This is a genomic window from Gemmatimonadota bacterium (assembly GCA_026706845.1).
Lineage (GTDB): Bacteria > Latescibacterota > UBA2968 > UBA2968 > UBA2968 > VXRD01.
The window spans coordinates 1-18,818 of record JAPOXY010000087.1 but is presented as its reverse complement, the minus strand read 5'-3'; the positions used below and the strand labels follow the sequence as shown (position 1 = coordinate 18,818).

The following is an 18,818-nucleotide window of genomic DNA, read 5'->3' as shown; positions in this document are numbered from 1 at the left end:
CTTCTCGCGCCTCTGTATTTTCAAAAGACACATCTTTTTGTGGATAGCCATTGAACTTTACGACCTGTTCACTATGTGCCATAACTCATTCAGCCCACTGTTGAAAGTGAATTTCGACCAGACAAAAGAACATTCAATTCAAACATCTTCCGAAAGCGTCTGAATTTCTCCGCTCATAACTTTTGTGCGGTACTGAGTAGGAGGCATTCCGTGTATGGTCTTGAAAGCCTCGCGCAAACGATTTGATGCACGAAATCCGCACGCATTTGCAATCTCATAGACGAATATTGAGGGTTCTTTTATTAAACGCTGTGCCTGTGCAACCCTGATCTCTCGCAATTTTTCTGAGAAAGTCTTGCCCACATGTTTCTTGAACAATTTGCAACCGTGGGATCTGGAAAACCCAAAATGGGCCATGAGGTCATCAAAGCTCAGCCCTGGGTCGCTGTAATGCTCCTCCAAAAATGACTCCAGACTCCTTTTTATCCAATCTTGTGAAGGCATGCACTTTTTGACCTTTGCCAAAAATTTGTCCTTTCTGATCGGTTTATCCAGAAATCCTACAGCACCCAGCTTGAACATCCTATCCATTAATTCCAGGCGTTCAGCCCCTCCTATAATCAGAACACGTGTTTGAATTTCCTCTACCTTTAGACAAGTCAAAAGAGATATCGCATCGAGGTCTCTTATATCTTTGTCAACCACAGCGAGTTCGCATTCATATTTTTCTCCATACGCCAAAAGATTTCTACAACCACATTAAAAATGCTTGCACTCAAACAGATATGTGCAATCTGTGTGCCAATATGAACCTTTCAAACAATAATGCTTGTAACCCATTATCTTTACTTCATATAGAGTTATTCCCGCGCAAAATCCAGACTGAATATCGAATTAAAAAGTGAAAACATCGCTCGCTTATTCCCAATCAATTGAACATTACTTGCTCCCCACGCGCTTTAATTCGCATTGACAATCGCACTTTGGGTCGCTACATTAGTTTAGCCTTCTCAAGTTACCAGCTTGAGATATTTGCCGCCGCTGACAAATGACTTAGCCGAGTCTTGTCAGCGGCACTTTTTATGATAATACTGTCACACCAGTAAATTCAACTCAAAAAGTCCCCGCGTATTTGTGATTTTCACCGCGTATTTCTGCTTTTTTGCAGATTTTGAAATTGAGCATAAAAAAAACTGTGAATGGACTTCCCATTCACAGTTAGCAAACACTGGATCCGCGGCTCAAGCATGTCCCTGCATGATGTTGAGCAGGGGACCCTGCCGCGATGACGACCTCTTATTCCCCGCCTTTCATTTGTAGTTGTTTCTTCCCCTTTTCTACATCTTCCATCGCCGTCATAATCCCCTCAATAAATTCATCTGCCGCATCGTCTTTCTGCTTTTGTTGCTGTTCGTAGAGCAAGCGATAGACCTCGCACTCTTCTATCAAATCGTCGTGGAAACCCCAGCCCGCCATGCGACCATTGTCCAGCACCAGAATGCGATCTGCCCGCATCGCAGTAGAAATCCGGTGGGTAATCACAAACGTCGTGCGCCCCTCCATCAAATGGTCCAGCGTCTCTTGAATCTTCGCCTCTGTCTTTGCATCCAGCGCCGAAGTCGTATCGTCCAAAATCAGAATACTGGGATCGGTGACAACAGCCATCGCAAAAGCCAGACGCTGTTTTTGACCGCCCGATAAATTGGTACCGCGCTCCTCGACCGGCGCTTCGTATTTTTCTGGCAGCGTCATAATAAAATCGTGCAACTCCGCCGCCTTAGCCGCAGCCATCACCTGCTCGGGCGTGGTATAGGGCTGACCGTAGCGAATATTATCGGCAATCGTCCCGGAAAACAGAACGGGTTCCTGGGGGACCATACTGATGTGCTGTCGCAATGAAGAAATTTTGACATCTTGTATATCGTAATCGTCCAGAATAATTTTCCCCTCTGTGGGTTCATAAAGACGCATCAACAAACTAACCAGCGTACTCTTCCCCGAACCCGAAGGACCAACCACAGCCACCGAAGTGCCAGGCCGCACGACAAACTTGAGATCTCGAAGAACGTAATCACCCGCATCGGTATAGCGAAACGACACATCGCGAAACGACACGCGCCCGCGCACTTTGTCGAGGGTCTTCGCATCTTCTCTATCCCGAATAATCACCTCTTCATCCAACACCTCAAACACGCGACTGATCACCACCAGCATCTGTTGCAACGTGGCATTCACATTGGCAAGTGCAACCAGTGGCGAAAAAAGATTCCCCATCGACATAGAAAAATAAACCAATTCTCCAACCGTCATCATACCGCCGCGGACCTGCAACGCGCCAAAATAAAAGATCAGACCCATTGCAACCCCCCCCACAACCGAACAGACTGACCCCAGACCAGAACTCAAAACAGACTGTTTAACGCCCAACCGATACAACCCGATCAGACGCCTGAAAAAGTCCCGAAACTCCCGTCTTTCTCGCGCATAAGACAGAATGAGGCGAATTCCCTTTGACCGTTCTTCCAGCAGCGCAGACACCTCGGCATAATCCTCTCGAAACTGCATAAAAACATTCGCGATTGGACGCTGAAACACCTTATAGGTCACGACGTACGCGGGCAATGCAACAAAAGCCATCAGCGCGAGCTTGACATCAATCGTAAACAGAATCGCCGCACCCATCAAAATGCGCGCAACATGCCGCAGCGTCTCTACAAATGTCGTCGTAATCTCGCTCTGCAATAACCCCACATCATCCAAAATGCGCGCCATAATCCGCCCGGTTTGCTGGCGATCAAAAAACGTCATCTGCAACTGCTGCACCTTCTCGTGCAGCGCAAGGCGAATGCGGAACACAATCCGCTGCCCCACATAGGCGATGCTATACGTATAAAACCAGTTGAGTGTGGCAAAAAACGATCTCACGACCAGGTAGAGAATGAAAATCCACCCCAACCATTCCAGTTTTTCCGTGCGCGTCTTGGGCAGCATTATCCCGCCTTCTTTGCCCAGCCCTGGAATCGTTGCCTGCGGATCTCGTTTTGGGCGCCTCTCCTCCTGAATCAAAGACTGCATGTGGGCTTCTGAAACGACTTCACCTGCGGGCTTGAGTTGCAGGACTTCGTCAACCGTAATTTTTGAAATGAACCCGAGCAAAAACGTATAGGACGACGTAATAGTGGCCATCATAATGACCATCAACATACGCCCCCAATACGGCTTGATATACAAAATGGTAAATCGCTTTAAGTTTTCCATAACCTCAACTCGCCATAGCCTCTACAGCCTCTTCAATAGAACCCGCAGCCTGCTGCTCGTAAAGCTGGCGATACTTTCCATCGGGTATTTGCAACAATTCGCTGTGCGTCCCCTGTTCAATAATCTCGCCGTGGTCCATCACAACAATAATATCCGCATTGACAATCGTCGATAATCGGTGTGCAATGGCAAAGGACGTACGCTCCTTTAACACCCTGGTCATTGCCTTCTGTATCAGAGCCTCCGATAGGGAATCGAGTGACGAAGTCGCTTCGTCGAGAATTAAAACCGACGGATTGGTCAGCACAGCTCTCGCAATGGCAAGGCGCTGCTTTTCTCCCACAGACAGTTTAATTCCATCTTTCCCCAGCAACGAATCGTAACCCTCGGGCGTACGCATAATAAATTCGTGAATCTCGGCAATGCGCGCAGCCTCAATCAACTCGGTATCTGTGGCATCTGCGCGACCGTATAGCAAATTCTCCCGAATCGTACCATCGAACATCACCGAATCTTGCAACACCTGGCCGATCTGTGTACGCAGGGTCCGCAACTTCACATCTCTCAAATCGTGACCATCAATTGTAATACGCCCTTCCTTCACATCGTAAAATCGCATCAACAAACTCGTCAACGTCGTCTTGCCGCATCCCGTATGCCCCACCAGTGCCACCATCTGCCCCGGCTGTACCTCCAGGTTGATCCCCTTCAAAACAGGCTCATCCTCTTTGTATTCAAAATGCACATCTTCAAATTTAATATGCCCTTTTATCGGTGGCAATTCGACAGCATCTTCCTTGTCCTTAATCTCTATGGGAAAATCTAAAATTTCCAAGACGCGCTCCACAGACACCATCACGGATTGAAGACGCATGGCAATCTGCGTGAGATTGAGAATGGGTTGAAACATCCGGCTCGAATACGAAAAAAAGGCCATCACAGCCCCATAAGTCATCTCACCCTCAATCACATAATAACAACCCAAACAAAAAATCACCGTATTGCGCAATCCCGACACCCCCCAGGAGCCAGCCATATAGCCAGCGCGATTTGTGGCAGTTTGCATCGCCGCATCCAAACTCTGGTGCGTATCTTCTGCAAATGCGCGGTGTTCTCTGCGCTCTCGCCCATAAGATTTCACCAGTTGCACCCCAGCCAACCGCTCTTGTAGTCCAACCGACACCTGGTCCATTTTTCTGCGCCAAAGACTGTACGACTCCCGCATTGGCGTGCGCCACCCGTAATAATTAAAAAAATACAGGGGCATCAGCAAAAGCAGCAGACACCCCATCTTCCAATTCAAACCCATACACAGCGCAAGCGCCACCCAGAACGACACAAAATCAACGAGAATGCCCAGCATGCGCGACGTCACCATACTGCGCACATTCGCAATATCAGACATAATGCGCGACATAATCTTGCCCGTACCCATCTCGTCGTAAAAGCGCATGGGCAATTTCAACATGTGCTCATACGTGAACCTCCGCATACTCGTCGTTATTCCCCACCCCACATACGCATTGGTGAATGAGATCCAAACGCGCATCGCAGCGGACGTGATAGGTAGGCAAATCGAAATAAACAGAAGCACTTCCAGTAAATGCCAGTTGCCCAGGGTAATGACATCATCGATGATAAACTTCATCACCAGAGGGGGCAGCATGCTCAATGTCGTCATCGTCGCTGTCAGGCACACCAGCAAGATCAGGCGCGATTTAAAAGGGGTGACAAAATGCACGAACTTGCGCAGCTTATCGGTATTGCTCTCCTCTGCCATATCGATCTCATCTCAAAAATAAGTTGCAGTTTTTTAGATCTCGACGCTTCTTTAATTTATCCATCTCTGGATAAACATAAATAATATTTAAAAACACCTGTAAAAATATAAAGACACCTTTTAATTAAATCAAGCCTCTCTCATCCGATTTCGGACCTCCTGCATCTTCAGCCATGAAAAATCTCTCAAAAATGACCATTGCGCAAATACGCGCCCATATCAAATCTACCAATCGCCCTGACGAAGCATACCTCCGCGCACTCGAACAGGACCCTCGCACCGGTGTTCGCGCACTCGCAGAACAGGTGAGAAAAAAGCAAAAAGCACAAGCCCGTGAAAACGCGCGCCTCGAACAAATGCTCACCATAGAAAAAAAACTCAGAGAACGGGGTATCCGGCACATCGCAGGCGTAGATGAAGCCGGGCGAGGCCCCCTCGCGGGTCCGGTTGTCGCCGCCGCAGTTATCCTGCCACCAGATACACTCATCCCCGGCTTGAACGACTCCAAAGCACTATCCGAAAAACGCAGAGCAGAACTTTTTGAAACCATCCACAATATAGCCCTCGCCATTGGCACAGGCAAAGCGTCCCCAGGAGAAATAGACAAATACAACATCCGCAACGCCACCCACCATGCCATGTGCGAGGCACTCGCCGCCCTCAGCATCTCGCCCGACCGCGTGCTCATCGATGGCAATGCCCTCCCGGGCAGTCCATTTCCCGAACAATCGGTTATAGGCGGTGATCGGACATCTCTTTCTATCGCCGCCGCATCTGTCATCGCCAAAGTAACGCGCGATCGCCTGATGATCGATTACCACGCGCACTACCCCGCTTACGGTTTTGCCGACCACAAAGGATATGGCAGCGCCGATCACCTCGCTGCCTTACAAAAACACGGCCCCTGTCCGATCCACCGTCGATCTTTCCGGGGCGTCTTTGAAGCCAGGCGCTCTGAAGACTTCAAAATTTTTGCCAAAGGCATTCGTTCAGCGATGAACCTCGACCAACTTCAAGCCATAGGAAAAACCATTGCCAGTGCCAGCAAACATATCCCACAGGATGAGGTACAGGCCCTGCGCATGCTATTTCGCAAACAACGTACCCGCCTTCAACAATCCGGTCCAAAGGGCGAGCAATTGGCAGAAAAATTTCTAAAACAAAAGGGATATAGCATTCGCGCGCGCGGCTTTCGCGCCCTGGGCGGTGAAATCGACCTTATTGCAGGAAAAAACGACGTTCTGATCTTCGTCGAAGTCAAAACCGCGACCACCCCGCATTTTGGGCAACCAGAAGTCCGGGTAACGCCCGCCAAGCAAGCACAAATCGTCAAAGTCGCCAAAGCCTACCTGACACAACACCCCGACCACGCGGCACCGCGATTTGACGTCATTGCCGTTGACCTGATACAATCGCGCCCTACCATCCGCCACTACGAAAACGCCTTTACAGCTTAGACCAATCCCCTAATTTTCCCTCTTAAACCTTGACAATACCACCTCTTACCTTTATTTTTGTTTTTTTATAAATTAAAATAATCTGCAACGGATATAAACCCATGCCACAATTAATTCCCAGAGTAAAAGGCACCCGCGATTTTTATCCCGAAGACTGGGCCTACCAGAAGTGGCTCTGCGAGAAATTTATCGGCGTTGGCAATCTCTTCGGATACCGGGAATACGAAAGCACAATCCTCGAATACATGGCCCTCTACCTGGGCAAAAGCAGCGAAGAAATCGTCACACAGCAGACATTCACGCTATCTGACCGGGACGACAAACAACTCGTCATGCGCCCAGAACTCACCCCCACGCTCGCGCGCATGGTCGCCCAGAAAGAAGGCGAACTCACCTTCCCCATTCGCTGGCAATCCTACGGGCGGTTCTTCCGATACGAGCGCCCCCAACGCGGCCGCGGTCGTTCCTTTTTTCAGTGGAACATCGACGCGCTCGGCAGCGATAGCTATCTGTCCGACGCCGAAATAATCACCATAGCCTGCACGCTATTCAAACACCTCGGTCTCAGTCCCCAGCACGCCGCCATCAGAATCAACGACCGACAGGGCCTCGAAAATTTAATCGCCAAAGAACTGGTCCTATCGCCCGAGAACATCAGACCTGTTTTGGGAGCCATTGACCGCATAGACAAAATGCCCGAGGAAAAATTTCGCACCTATCTCGCCGATGATCTGGCTCTCAGTGCAGGTCAAATCGATACCCTCTACGAAATCCTCCAAACAGCAGACCTGACATTTTCCCCCTGGCTCCAACGCATATTTGAGCAACTCGACAAAAATGATGTCATGGAATTTGTAAAACTCGATCTCAAAATCGTGCGCGGTTTTGACTACTATACGCGCACGGTATTTGAAGCATGGGCCAAAACCTCGTTGCGCCGCGCCCTCTTTGGAGGAGGTCGTTACGACAATCTCACGCGCCAGGTAGGCGGCAAACGCCAGGTACCGGGCGTGGGATTTGCAGTCGGCGATATGGCCATCACCGAACTGCTAAAAGAAATAGACATTTATCCCCAACTCGAAACGCCCGGCGCCCGCGTCTTCGTTACGGTATTCTCAGAAGACCTGCTCTCCCAATCGTCTTCTTTTGCCGAAAAACTGCGCCAGGAGGGTATCGCAACAGAACTCCACCTCATTCCGGGACAGCGTCTCGACAGACAATTCAAATATGCAGATCGACAAAATATTCCCTTTGCAGCGGTGATTGGGCCAGATGAAGCATCTGCAAACACCCTCGTACTCAAAGATCTCAAAGCGCGCGCGCAACAAATTTTTTCACAAAACGACCTGTGCGCGATAAAAACAACGCTTAAAAACGGAATTACCCAAGCGTAGGAGACTGCCATGTCAGAGTCGCTCGGCGACTGGAAACGCACGCACAACTGCGGCGAATTGCGCATCGAAAATGTGGGCGAAGAAGTCTGCCTGATGGGTTGGGTCGGCAAAAGACGCGATCACGGAGGCGTCATATTTGTCGATTTGCGCGACCGCCACGGCATCACCCAGGTGGTCTTTCGGCCCGATCTCGAATCAGAAACACACGCTATTGCCGAACAGATTCGCAACGAATTTGTCCTTGCGATAAAAGGCAGAGTTGAGCCGCGCCCGGAAGGCATGACAAATCCCAAATTGCCCACCGGTGCCATCGACATCGAATGTTCAGACCTGCGCCTTCTCAACGAAGCAGACACCCCGCCATTTGCCATAGAACCCGACATCGACGTCAACGAAGAACTGCGCCTGCGCTATCGCTACCTCGACCTGCGCCGCCCCGATATGCAACAAGCCCTGTTCCTGAGACATAACGCCGCACAAGAAACGCGCAAATATTTGATTAGCCAGGGCTTTCTCGAAATCGAAACCCCCTTCCTCATGAAAAGCACACCCGAAGGTGCAAGAGATTATCTCGTTCCATCTCGCGTTCAAAGAGGCTCCTTCTATGCCCTGCCCCAATCGCCTCAAACCTACAAACAGTTGCTCATGATCGCCGGTTATGATCGCTACTTTCAAATCGTGCGCTGCTTCCGCGATGAAGACCTGCGGGGTGACCGCCAGCCCGAGTTTACCCAAATTGACATTGAAATGGCATTTGTCACAGAAGCCGATGTCATGCAACTCGCAGAAGGGCTTACGCGGTACCTGTTTGAGCACATCATAGGATTTGATATCCCCTCACCCATACCACAAATGACCTATCGCGAGGCGATTGACCGCTTTGGCACCGATCGCCCGGATACGCGATTTGGCCTCGAAATTGTCGATATTGCAAAAGCTGCTCTCGCTTCTGAATTTCGGGTCTTTAGATCCGTAATTGATTCCGGGGGGCAAGTTCGCGCCATTAATGCCAAAGGATGTGCAAACTACTCGCGCAAACAAATCGATGACCTCACAGCCTTTGCCGCAAAACACGGCGCTAAGGGACTCGCCTGGATTAAAGTGACCGATCAGGGACTCGAATCATCAATTGTCAAGTTCTTCCCCGATCAAGCCCAACAAATGCTCAGAGAATTACTCGACGCACAGACGGGAGATCTGCTTTTATTCGTCGCTGATCAACCCGCAGTTGTTGCAAATGCACTGGGAAATCTGCGCTTAGAACTCGCGCGGCAACAAGATCTTATGGAGACCGGCGACTTTAGTTTTTTATGGGTGACGCAGTTCCCCCTTCTCGAATTTGATGACGTTGAAAAACGCTATGTCGCCTGCCACCATCCCTTCACCTCCCCCATGGAAGCGGATCTCGATGATCTTGAAACAGCCCCGGGTGATGTTCGCGCCAGAGCTTATGATCTCGTTCTCAATGGGAACGAAATCGCTGGCGGAAGTATTCGTATCCACCACAGAGGAATCCAGGAACGCGTATTCCACATGTTGGGGATATCCGAAAGCGAATCGCGGGAAAAATTCGGCTTCTTACTCGATGCCTTTCGATACGGCGCACCTCCCCATGGCGGCATCGCGTTTGGATACGACCGTCTGATCGCCCTCATGGCTGGCAAAGCATTTATCCGCGATGTCATTCCATTTCCGAAAACCAATACAGCGGCATCGCTCATGGATGGGGCACCATCTATAGTAGATCCCGCTCAACTCCGCGAACTCGGTTTGCGATTATTGTAATCACAAAGGGCTACAACGCATTCAAAACTTTTTCTTGACTTTCTGTATTTTATGTAGTACTTTGTCTAAAAGTTGTATTATCAGTTTCTTTTCTCTCACCTTAACCCCTTGATAATTTAGATACTTACATCAATATTTCTGAGGAGGCAGTCGGGTTATGAAAAGACTCAAAAAAGCGGCAGGTTGTGGTCTATTACTCGTTCTGTTATCTGGATGTTGCACGCCAATGGCCTCGAGATCGCAACTCCAAATGCTCGAAGAAACGCGTAAAGCCGCAGAATCGGCTGAAGCCGACCTCGCAGCCTGTAAGCAACACCGGGCCGAGTTGGAACGCCAATTGGCACAGAAAAAACAGGTTCTGGCCGAGTGGCAAAATATCTTAAGTCAGTGCAACAGGTCTTGAGCCAGTAATTTTCTTTTGGTGTGTGGAAAGGAGTTGGTCGGATGACAGGTTTGAAGCGTTTCGGGTTCTTTTTCGTTTGTTGTGCAGTTGCCCTTTTGGTTTTCCCTCAAAAGGGAATTGCCCAGATGGAAATGACCTATGATGAATACAGGATGAAACTTACAGAACAGGAGCAACGGCTTGCAGGACTCAAACAGGCTCTGCTTGAATGCCAAACTGCATCTAATGACCTTTCGAGCCAGATTTCGAGCCTGGATACCCAGATTAGTGAAATCAAACAGCAAGTCTATACTCTCGTTGAGTCCAATGAAGCAGGGGTCAACGAATACATACAAGAACTCGGCCGAATTGAAGGCCGCCTCATGGGCTTGCGCAGCCTGGCAGAAGATGCCCTTTTTGAAGTTCGAGATGAAATTGATCAAATAGAAGCCCGCGTATCAGAGCTTAAAGCAGACAAAAGAGCCTGTTTTCCAGCAGCACAGGCAAAACTGGCCAGTATTGATCAATTACTCGAGCAGGTCAAAGCGCGTATGCCTCGCAAACGCATTCGGCAATATTCGGTTGTCAGAGGTGATAATCTCTGGAAAATCGCGAAAAAAGACGATATTTACGGCGATCCCTATCTCTGGCCCCGTATCTATGTTGAAAACCGGGATAAAATTAAACATCCCGATCTGATTTATCCCAAGTGGGTTCTCAACGTTCCTTTTGGCGTCGATATTAACCAACACCTCGTGATGAGTGGCGAGAACCTCTCGTCCATTGCTGACAAGGTGTACAATGATGTCACCAAATGGAATCGGATCTACCAGGCCAATAAAACACAGATCTTTGATCCGAGCATGATTTTTCCAGCTCAAGTATTCGATATTCCAGCAAACTGACCTCAACCTCTTCGATCCCAGAATTTGGATCTTTCATAAATCCAATGGAAGGTTCATCTATCAACCTCTAACTCTAAAATAGAACTCTCATTCCCGTAGTCTGTTTGGGAATGAGAGTTTTCTTTTTTAAATACTCAAATGGTGGAAAACAGAGAGCTCTCCCATAGACTATCTTTGCGCGGTGTTGACCTCCTGTCATTATACGGTCACAACGATGCAAATTTGCTCGCCCTTGAAGACCGCTATGGCGTGCGTTTAACCGCCCGCGGAGATCAGCTAAACGTTCAGGGACCACAACACAAAGTTCAACACGTCTCTGGTCTATTAGAAGAAATGATTTCATGCCTTCGGCGCGGCGATCAGTTTGACCCTCTACACCTGCTGGCGCCACCGCCAGAAAATTGCGAATCTGAAATCGGCGAATACGCAAAGCCCATTCTTTCAACGCCCAAAATTCTCATTCGCGCCCGCTCACGGACTCAGGTTGCTTACTCGACAGCTATAGAAGACCACGATATTGTTTTCGGTATTGGGCCTGCGGGCACGGGAAAGACTTATCTGGCAGTCGCAGCGGCTGTTGCTGCACTGAAAAGCAAACACATCTCCAGAATTATCCTGACGCGACCAGCCGTAGAAGCTGGAGAAACCCTGGGATTTCTTCCGGGAGATATACAGGATAAAGTCGATCCCTATTTGCGCCCGCTCTACGACGCACTGCGCGACATGCTACCCGATACACAATTGCAACACCTTATGGAAATGCACACCCTCGAAATTGCACCACTTGCATTTATGAGAGGACGCACCCTGAATAACGCTTTTGTCATTCTCGACGAGGCCCAGAATACCACCGTCAACCAGATGAAGATGTTTCTCACCCGCCTGGGCAACAATGCCAGGGCCGTAATTACGGGTGATATAACACAAATAGACCTGCCATTGGGTATTAAGTCCGGACTTATACACGTCCAGCACATCCTATCTCATATAGAAGCCATCAAATTTATCAGCTTTTCAGAAAGAGATGTTGTAAGACACCCATTGGTCCAACAAATTATAACAGCTTATGAGCAAAGCGAACATTCCCAGGAACCAGATGTAGAAGAGGCTCTGCCAAAACCATGATGTTCTTTAGAAAACGTCAACGCGATCGCACGCGTCGGACGAGACAACAGTGGAAACAGCGGGGAAAGCAAGCCTTTCGCATTGCGTTGATGCTCGCTCTCTTAGGCGTACTAACCGTCTTATTTCCCACGCAACAGCAATACGAATACAGTGCCTTCCGTGTAGGCGCAATTGCGCCAGATGAAGTCATTGCATCTGAATCATTTCCCGTGTACAAAAGCGAGGAAGCATACCGGGATGAAGTCGCAGAAGCTCGCCGCCAGATTTTGCCGATTTTGCGCTATGATAGCACAGTGCAGCAAAGCAAACTGAACGCATATAAAACATTTCTAAACGACATAAAAAAGCACATAGGCTCTGGGGTAAGCGAATCACTCTCACAAGAGCTGCGGCTTTCACACCCGGAAATTAGCCCCCTGTCGGAATCCACTCTGAAACATCTCATACCCGTATCTCGAAGGCGATCATCCAGTCGCAATACATTGACCACCACAGTTGAGAACATTCTGCAAAGCACTTACCAGAACGGGATTCTCGACCAGGAAATAAATACCATCGAAGAAGGGTATGCAGAGATTATACTACTAAAAAATGGAACAGAACACCGAATGGGTCTCGAAGAACTGGTCGATATAGAAAAGGTTACCTCGGAACTCCAACAAACCATAGAACAACAATTGCCAAAGGCAAGTGCTATGGAAATGAGAGCTGGTAGTGAACTGGTTCTGGCCTATCTATCCCCCAACATTGCTTATGACGCTACCGAAACGCAGAGGCGAAGAGAGGAGGCAGCCAGCAATGTCCAGCGGACCAAGCCAGGGACGGTCCTCAAAGGCGAGCGCATTATTGACAAACACGACCGCGTAACATCTGACGACATAGACAAACTCAGGTCTCTGGCCGAACATATCAACCAGCGCCGCCAGCAAGACCCATTCATTGACCTCATTCAGCGCGGTGCTAGTTTAGCACTTTGTGCGTTGACGCTCATAATATTTTTTGCGTTTCTAAAATTTTATCGTCCCGACCTTTATCGCCCGTCCAAAAACATCGTACTGTTTGGCATTATTATTTTAATCCCTACTGCCGTGGCCGATTACGCCGCCCAAAGCCAGGCCATATCGCCTTTTCTTATTCCCGTTGCACTATCTGCAATGCTGGCAACCGTGCTCTTTGATGCCGTCGTCGGCATGGTGATTACCCTTGTCGTTACAACGCTTTGTGCCAGCATTCTCGGCGAACTCCAATACGGGATCATCTTTCTCACCACAGGCATTATTGGTGCATTTTCTGTACATCAGGTGCGCCATCGCAGAGATTTTTACCGCCCTGGTCTGTATCTGATCGTCGCTTATGCTCTGACAATTACCTCTACGGTCGGACTACTTTTTTCTTATGCCAACACCACCGAGTTTCTCACAGAAATACGCGAGGATTTATTCTGGGGCATTGTGTCTGCCTTCGGTTCCTTAATCCTCACCATTGGATTATTGCCCGTATTCGAAAGTGTTTTCAATGTCGTAACATCCATGACACTGCTCGAACTGGCGGACTTAAATCGTCCGCTATTGCGCAATTTGGCCCTTCGCGCTCCTGGAACCTTTAGCCACAGCATAAACATGGCCAATCTCTCAGAAGAAGCCGCTGTCGCAATAGGCGCAGACCCCTTGCTCGCGCGCGTTGGGTGTTACTACCACGATATTGGAAAAATGAGACGACCACACTATTTTATAGAAAACCAGCATGGCGTGAATCCCCACGATGAGTTGCAGCCTCAAATAAGTGCCCTGATTCTCATCTCGCATGTCAGAGACGGGATCGAATTGGCAAAAGAAGAAGGACTTCCTCTGGCAATTATTGATCTCATCCCGCAGCACCATGGGACTTCAGAAATGACTTCGTTTAAGCATCAGGCGCAACTCATTGACGAACAGGCAGTCCGCGATGCCGACTTTCACTATCCCGGTCCCAAACCCCAGACCAAAGAAGCGGGTATTATTAATCTCGCAGACGCTGTCGAATCTGCGACGCGGTCTTTGCCGAACAATGAGCCAGACGAAATTAAAAAGCTTGTCCAAACAATTGTCAAAGGTCGCTATGATGCGGGAGAACTGGATGAATGCGATCTCACATTGCGCGACCTGACCAGAATCCAGGAAGCCTTTTTACCCGTCTTGCAGGCTTCGCATCACCCTCGGATACCCTATCCCTGGCAAGTGCAACAACAAGAACGCCAGACCGCGAGCAGATGAATAAACTGGAACTAACTACTTTAGTCGATGTATGCGATCTGGATATCCCTCGCTTAGAAGCTGTCGTGCAACAACTTCTTTCAGACAATGAGGTGCATCTTCCCATTTCGTGCGTTCTAACCCATGATGCCCATATCCGACAACTCAACAAAAAATATCGGAACACAGACAAAACGACCGATGTTCTCTCATTTGAGCTTTCCGATGCGATCCATCCAGAGGCGCATTATTGTGGAGAGATATACATTTCAGTAGATCGCGCACGACAGCAAGCAAAAGCGCATAACCGGTCCTTACAGGCAGAAATAACCCGCTTGACAGTACACGGAACCCTGCATTTGCTGGGATTTGAACACGATACCCTTGAAGGGTACACGCAAATGCAAAACGAAGAAAAAAAATATCTGACCCTGATTGAATAGTTTTGTGCTTATGTCCTTGCTACAAACAATCATTCCCCCGAAAGGAGCGTGATTTTTTTGGACGATCCTTGGCCAGCAGTCTTTATAACCATCGCTTCTATTGTCCTGACAGCAGCTTTCTCCAGGCTCGGCTCAATTGTTGTTTCGCGCACCACCCTCGAACGCCTGCACGAAGAAAAAATAGCACGCGCAGGACTCTACCTCTGGCTCTATCGCTCCCGCGATTTTGTCTCACTAATGGTTTTGCTCGGTCAGACAATCGCCATATCCATAGGTGCTCTGGCACTGCTATCCATTCTTTTTCAGATGTTCAAACCGGGTTTCTGGCTGTATCTCGGCGCAGCATTGCTCATCTCGCTTTATGTATTTATCGCCCTGATCATTCGCAGCATCGTCCCCCCCTACCGAAGAGAAGAAGGATCAGACCGCCCTCTGCCCTTTTTGCCGATATGTTTTTTGCCCTTTTATTTTATTCTCGTCATTCCCACACTCCTGTTGCAAAAAGCGCAAACTATTTTCTTGAGCGAAGACGATAGCAGAGCACTAAAAGAAGAAGAATTGCGAAATATCGTCGAATCGGAAACAGAAGAAGGCATAATCGAAGCAGAAGAAAGAGAAATGATAGAGGGCATCTTTGAATTTGACGAAACAACGGTCAAGGAGGTGATGATCCCGCGCATAGATATAATTTCTGCCGAGGTAACGGCCACGCCTAAAGAGCTTCTCGAACTGATCCAACAATCCTGGCACTCGCGAATTCCCATCTATGAAGAGCGAATCGACAACATTAAAGGCGTCGTGTATGTCAAAGATATTTTGCTCAATCTGGCGACCAATCAGCCGTGGTCTATCCCAGAGATCATGCGTACGCCATACTTTGTGCCAGAAAATAAAACACTCGCCGAGTTAATGGCCGAATTTAAGCGCGAAAAAGTACACATGGCGATTGTTGTCGGAGAATATGGTGGAACGTCTGGCCTTGTTACAATGGAAGATATTATCGAAGAAATCGTCGGTGAAATTCAAGATGAATACGACGATGAAGAACCGCTTTTTGAATGGCGCGAAGAGGGCAAAATGCTCGTAGTAGATGCGCGCATTGACATCGAAGACCTCAATATCGTGCTCAACGTCGAACTGCCACAAAACGGTTACGAAACGCTCGGCGGATTTATATACAACGTTCTTGGACACGTACCCCAGATAGATGAAAATTTAGAACACGGAAATTTGCTTTTTGAAATCCTCGAAGTCGTAGGACAGCGCATTACACGGGTAAAAATTACCAAACGCGGAGCGCCTTCCCAGGATCGACCAGAACACGTTGAAGAGACACAAATACAAAACGACAAACCGCAGAAATAGCTTGACAATAACCCCAAAATCCCGTTCTTTTTTACTGCTTACCTGGACACAGGGTCGCGGGGTGGAGCAGCCTGGTAGCTCGTTGGGCTCATAACCCAAAGGTCGGGGGTTCAAATCCCCCCCCCGCTACCAAAAAAAATAAGAAAGCCCGTCAATCGGTGATGATTGACGGGCTTTTTTGTGCTCTCTTTTTTCGCGCGATAGATGTGCCTTGCAGACGGTCCCAGAGGAAGCATATCATCCAACCTATTTACAGCCTGCTCTTTTTTGTTCCTTCAGTCGCGGAAGCGCATCCGGGTGTGCAGGAAGTATCCACTCAATGCTTGAGGAGATGCCAGTGAACGCAACCGGCGTGGCTTCTTCACGATTCTGTGTCAGTTCGCCATCCTTGTACCAACCAAGAAGATACTCTGTGCATTGGTCGTCTGACCACCAGAGGCTTAGATAACCTCTCCCAATGGCGCCTGCCTCATACGTGAAAGTAAGGTATAAGGGTAAGCTGAGAAGCCCGGTCCATCCGGTACTCATTCTAGAGGGGCGATGGGTGTCCCAGATTCCCAGTTTTCTCAGTGAGTGGCACGGTTGGGCTACCAAGAAATGAAAAAGCCCGTCAATCCGTGGTGATCGACGGGCTTTTATAGCACTCCGGGATATGGACTATAATCTCCCACTCAATAACCCTTGACATGAAAACAAACGTTTTCTAAATTACATGAGATCCATTTATCCACATCATCTAACACTTTACACCTCCGCAGGAAGGCGACCGGAAATAACCGAATAAGAACTCGACGAAACCAATTGATTTCATCACGATTTTATCGGCGCGTATTGCATCAAAAAATCCCGAAACGCCCTGAAGATGCCATAACCCCTTTAGCTGCAATGAATTAGTCCGTTTGCTAAAAACTGGCACGGTTTTTGCGTTATAGGGAGTAGTAAAACAGAGGGATAATCAGGAGGAGCAAAAAAAGAATGTTTTGGGGGTGGTACATCGCTATAGGTTTTATCATACTCGCAAACTTTATACTTGCAATGGCGGCATTTACAAATAGAAAACTGATTGAGCTTTGCCAGATGGTGGGGCTGATGGTTTTTATTTTTGTGATCATCTTTGCCTTTTGTCTAATAGTCCATTTTTTGACGTGATATGAAACATACAAAAACAGAGGCTGCCACATTTTACCAGATCCAAAATTTCTCTCCCAGTTGTGTGGCGTCTCTCCTTTGCACGGCTTTCGTTTTTTAGCATGTAAAAGTAGGCATCAGCATACCCGCCATCCGCAAACCAAGCTCTAAAGCCCCTGGGCTGAACCCTATATCGCGGTAGCTGGGCAAACTGTGTTTCAGCAAGCTGCCAGTGGTGAGGGTATGCTGATAATAAAATCTGGCTGAAATGTAAGGAGATAAAAATAGAGAGGGTAGTCCTGTCATTGTCGGCTGATGTGACGTGGTGTGACATTGGCCACCTCCCTTTGGCCTACCCTCTCCTATACTTTGGTTGCTGATTATTATTTAAAGTAAGGAGGATTATGAAATCTCTTGTCATTTGTCTGCTGTTTTTGGGGGTGTCTCACAGTGCCTGGAGAGATGCATTGGTGTTTCAAAACTCAGCCATAGCACTGTTGACCCAACCGTTGTCTGCGATATCTTCGCCCGATTTTGATGAGAGTGGTGTGGTCGATTTTCTCGACTTTTTGCTGTTTGTAGGCGCGTTTGGGTCTCAGGAAGGTCAAAAGATGTATGAGGCAAGATACGATCTAAATGGCGATGGTGCGATTGGGTTTGGCGATTTTCTGGTTTTTGTCAGTAGCTTTGGCAAAAGAACCACCGGGTCCGTCAGTGATCTTCAAGGCAAATCGCTCTTTGGGGTTTCGACGCTTGCCAAAACAGGCGAGTCCATTGGCGTCATTCTTCTCAACGAGAATCTTGCAGCTATTCACCATTACGTTTTGGAACCCACACAAGAAAATTTCCAACAAAAAGCAACCACCTTCGCTATTGATGAAAGAACAGGAGAAGTTCGATTGAGAATCGAACCTGCACAGTGGCAAAACGAGACTTATCTTCTCCATGTAGAGTTGCTATCGCAAACAAGAAATAAAATAGGCTCAACGACAGTGTCAATTTACAAAAAGCAGACCGTTACGGTTTCTCACTCCTCCGATCTCAACGCAGTCATACAAAATTTATCAGGTCCTGCGACCATTGCTTTTTCAGATGGCACTTACACAGACTTAGGGCATATTGCGTTTTCAAAAACAGGTGTCAGTAGATACGACACCTTTGAAATGCGAGCGATCAATCCCGGTGAAGTCACGATTACTGGAGACACTGTTTTTGATATCTCAGGTGATCACAATGTGCTTCATGGGTTTATCTTTCGCGATATCAGTTCAAATACTAAAATAGGCAGAACCCAGTATCCCAAGCCGCTTACTATCAGGGGAGATCACAATCGCATCACACAGTGTGTTTTTTACCCCCGTAGCCAGGCAGATAGGTGGACAGGAGGCATCCTTGGCACTTCCCTCAGAGCCAACGACAAAGTAGCCCGGTTTAATCGAATTGACCATTGTGCCTTCATCAACAGGGCTTATATATTGCTCGATAACACCCATGTCGGTGGAGGAAACGAATCTGAGGAAGGTACAGACAATCCCATCAGCGTGCGGGTTGACCACAACTTTTTT

13 protein-coding genes and 1 tRNA gene are annotated in these 18,818 nt (G+C 48.3%); 11 read left to right on the top strand and 3 right to left on the bottom strand.

Annotated features, from left to right (window positions below):
• Positions 1 to 138: 138 nt before the first annotated feature.
• The 3 genes from OXG87_08905 to OXG87_08895 form a co-directional block, all read right to left on the bottom strand.
• On the bottom strand, positions 139 to 741 hold the full coding sequence (locus OXG87_08905) for a helix-turn-helix domain-containing protein (protein MCY3869663.1): 603 nt from the start codon (positions 739 to 741) through the stop codon (positions 139 to 141).
• A gap of 555 nt (positions 742 to 1,296) precedes the next feature.
• Positions 1,297 to 3,258, bottom strand: a complete 1,962-nt coding sequence (locus tag OXG87_08900) for an ABC transporter ATP-binding protein (GenBank protein MCY3869662.1) — start codon at positions 3,256 to 3,258, stop codon at positions 1,297 to 1,299.
• 4 nt (positions 3,259 to 3,262) lie between these two features.
• Positions 3,263 to 5,038: an ABC transporter ATP-binding protein gene (locus OXG87_08895; protein ID MCY3869661.1), complete on the bottom strand. Its 1,776-nt coding sequence runs from the start codon at positions 5,036 to 5,038 to the stop codon at positions 3,263 to 3,265.
• A gap of 191 nt (positions 5,039 to 5,229) precedes the next feature.
• On the opposite strand from OXG87_08895, the gene OXG87_08890 reads away from it, so the two are divergent.
• The 11 genes from OXG87_08890 to OXG87_08840 all read left to right on the top strand — a co-directional run.
• Positions 5,230 to 6,495 (top strand): ribonuclease HII, encoded by a 1,266-nt coding sequence (locus OXG87_08890; protein ID MCY3869660.1) that lies wholly within the window; start codon positions 5,230 to 5,232, stop codon positions 6,493 to 6,495.
• Between the two features lie 101 nt (positions 6,496 to 6,596).
• A complete protein-coding gene (hisS, locus tag OXG87_08885; GenBank protein MCY3869659.1) occupies positions 6,597 to 7,889 on the top strand; it encodes a histidine--tRNA ligase in 1,293 nt (430 codons plus the stop codon).
• A 9-nt stretch (positions 7,890 to 7,898) separates the two neighbouring features.
• Positions 7,899 to 9,674 (top strand): aspartate--tRNA ligase, encoded by a 1,776-nt coding sequence (aspS, locus tag OXG87_08880; protein MCY3869658.1) that lies wholly within the window; start codon positions 7,899 to 7,901, stop codon positions 9,672 to 9,674.
• 157 nt (positions 9,675 to 9,831) lie between these two features.
• Positions 9,832 to 10,077 (top strand): hypothetical protein, encoded by a 246-nt coding sequence (locus OXG87_08875; protein MCY3869657.1) that lies wholly within the window; start codon positions 9,832 to 9,834, stop codon positions 10,075 to 10,077.
• Between the two features lie 41 nt (positions 10,078 to 10,118).
• The gene (locus OXG87_08870; protein ID MCY3869656.1) at positions 10,119 to 10,961 is read left to right on the top strand and encodes a LysM peptidoglycan-binding domain-containing protein; all 843 of its coding nucleotides are present in this window, start codon (positions 10,119 to 10,121) and stop codon (positions 10,959 to 10,961) included.
• Positions 10,962 to 11,135: 174 nt separating this feature from the next.
• On the top strand, positions 11,136 to 12,086 hold the full coding sequence (locus tag OXG87_08865; protein MCY3869655.1) for a PhoH family protein: 951 nt from the start codon (positions 11,136 to 11,138) through the stop codon (positions 12,084 to 12,086).
• Positions 12,083 to 14,338 (top strand): HDIG domain-containing protein, encoded by a 2,256-nt coding sequence (locus tag OXG87_08860; protein MCY3869654.1) that lies wholly within the window; start codon positions 12,083 to 12,085, stop codon positions 14,336 to 14,338. Before OXG87_08865 ends, OXG87_08860 begins: the two co-directional genes overlap by 4 nt.
• Positions 14,335 to 14,760, top strand: a complete 426-nt coding sequence (ybeY, locus tag OXG87_08855) for an rRNA maturation RNase YbeY (GenBank protein ID MCY3869653.1) — start codon at positions 14,335 to 14,337, stop codon at positions 14,758 to 14,760. The genes OXG87_08860 and ybeY overlap by 4 nt, the downstream gene beginning before the upstream one ends.
• A gap of 57 nt (positions 14,761 to 14,817) precedes the next feature.
• Complete coding sequence (locus tag OXG87_08850) at positions 14,818 to 16,125, top strand: hemolysin family protein (protein ID MCY3869652.1); 1,308 nt, start codon at positions 14,818 to 14,820, stop codon at positions 16,123 to 16,125.
• A 55-nt stretch (positions 16,126 to 16,180) separates the two neighbouring features.
• A tRNA-Met gene (locus OXG87_08845) sits at positions 16,181 to 16,257 on the top strand.
• Between the two features lie 1,400 nt (positions 16,258 to 17,657).
• On the top strand, positions 17,658 to 18,818 hold a 1,161-nt coding region (locus OXG87_08840), incomplete at its 3' end, for a hypothetical protein (GenBank protein ID MCY3869651.1).

What these genes read in the sequence shown, in the direction of transcription:
- OXG87_08895 (MCY3869661.1), bottom strand. Translation starts at nt 5,038, where the DNA reads ATGGCAGAGGAGAGCAATACCGATAAGCTGCGCAAGTTCGTGCATTTT.
- OXG87_08870 (MCY3869656.1), top strand. Translation starts at nt 10,119, where the DNA reads ATGACAGGTTTGAAGCGTTTCGGGTTCTTTTTCGTTTGTTGTGCAGTT.
- OXG87_08890 (MCY3869660.1), top strand. Translation starts at nt 5,230, where the DNA reads ATGACCATTGCGCAAATACGCGCCCATATCAAATCTACCAATCGCCCT.
- hisS (MCY3869659.1), top strand. Translation starts at nt 6,597, where the DNA reads ATGCCACAATTAATTCCCAGAGTAAAAGGCACCCGCGATTTTTATCCC.
- aspS (MCY3869658.1), top strand. Translation starts at nt 7,899, where the DNA reads ATGTCAGAGTCGCTCGGCGACTGGAAACGCACGCACAACTGCGGCGAA.
- ybeY (MCY3869653.1), top strand. Translation starts at nt 14,335, where the DNA reads ATGAATAAACTGGAACTAACTACTTTAGTCGATGTATGCGATCTGGAT.
- OXG87_08900 (MCY3869662.1), bottom strand. Translation starts at nt 3,258, where the DNA reads ATGGAAAACTTAAAGCGATTTACCATTTTGTATATCAAGCCGTATTGG.
- OXG87_08860 (MCY3869654.1), top strand. Translation starts at nt 12,083, where the DNA reads ATGATGTTCTTTAGAAAACGTCAACGCGATCGCACGCGTCGGACGAGA.
- OXG87_08875 (MCY3869657.1), top strand. Translation starts at nt 9,832, where the DNA reads ATGAAAAGACTCAAAAAAGCGGCAGGTTGTGGTCTATTACTCGTTCTG.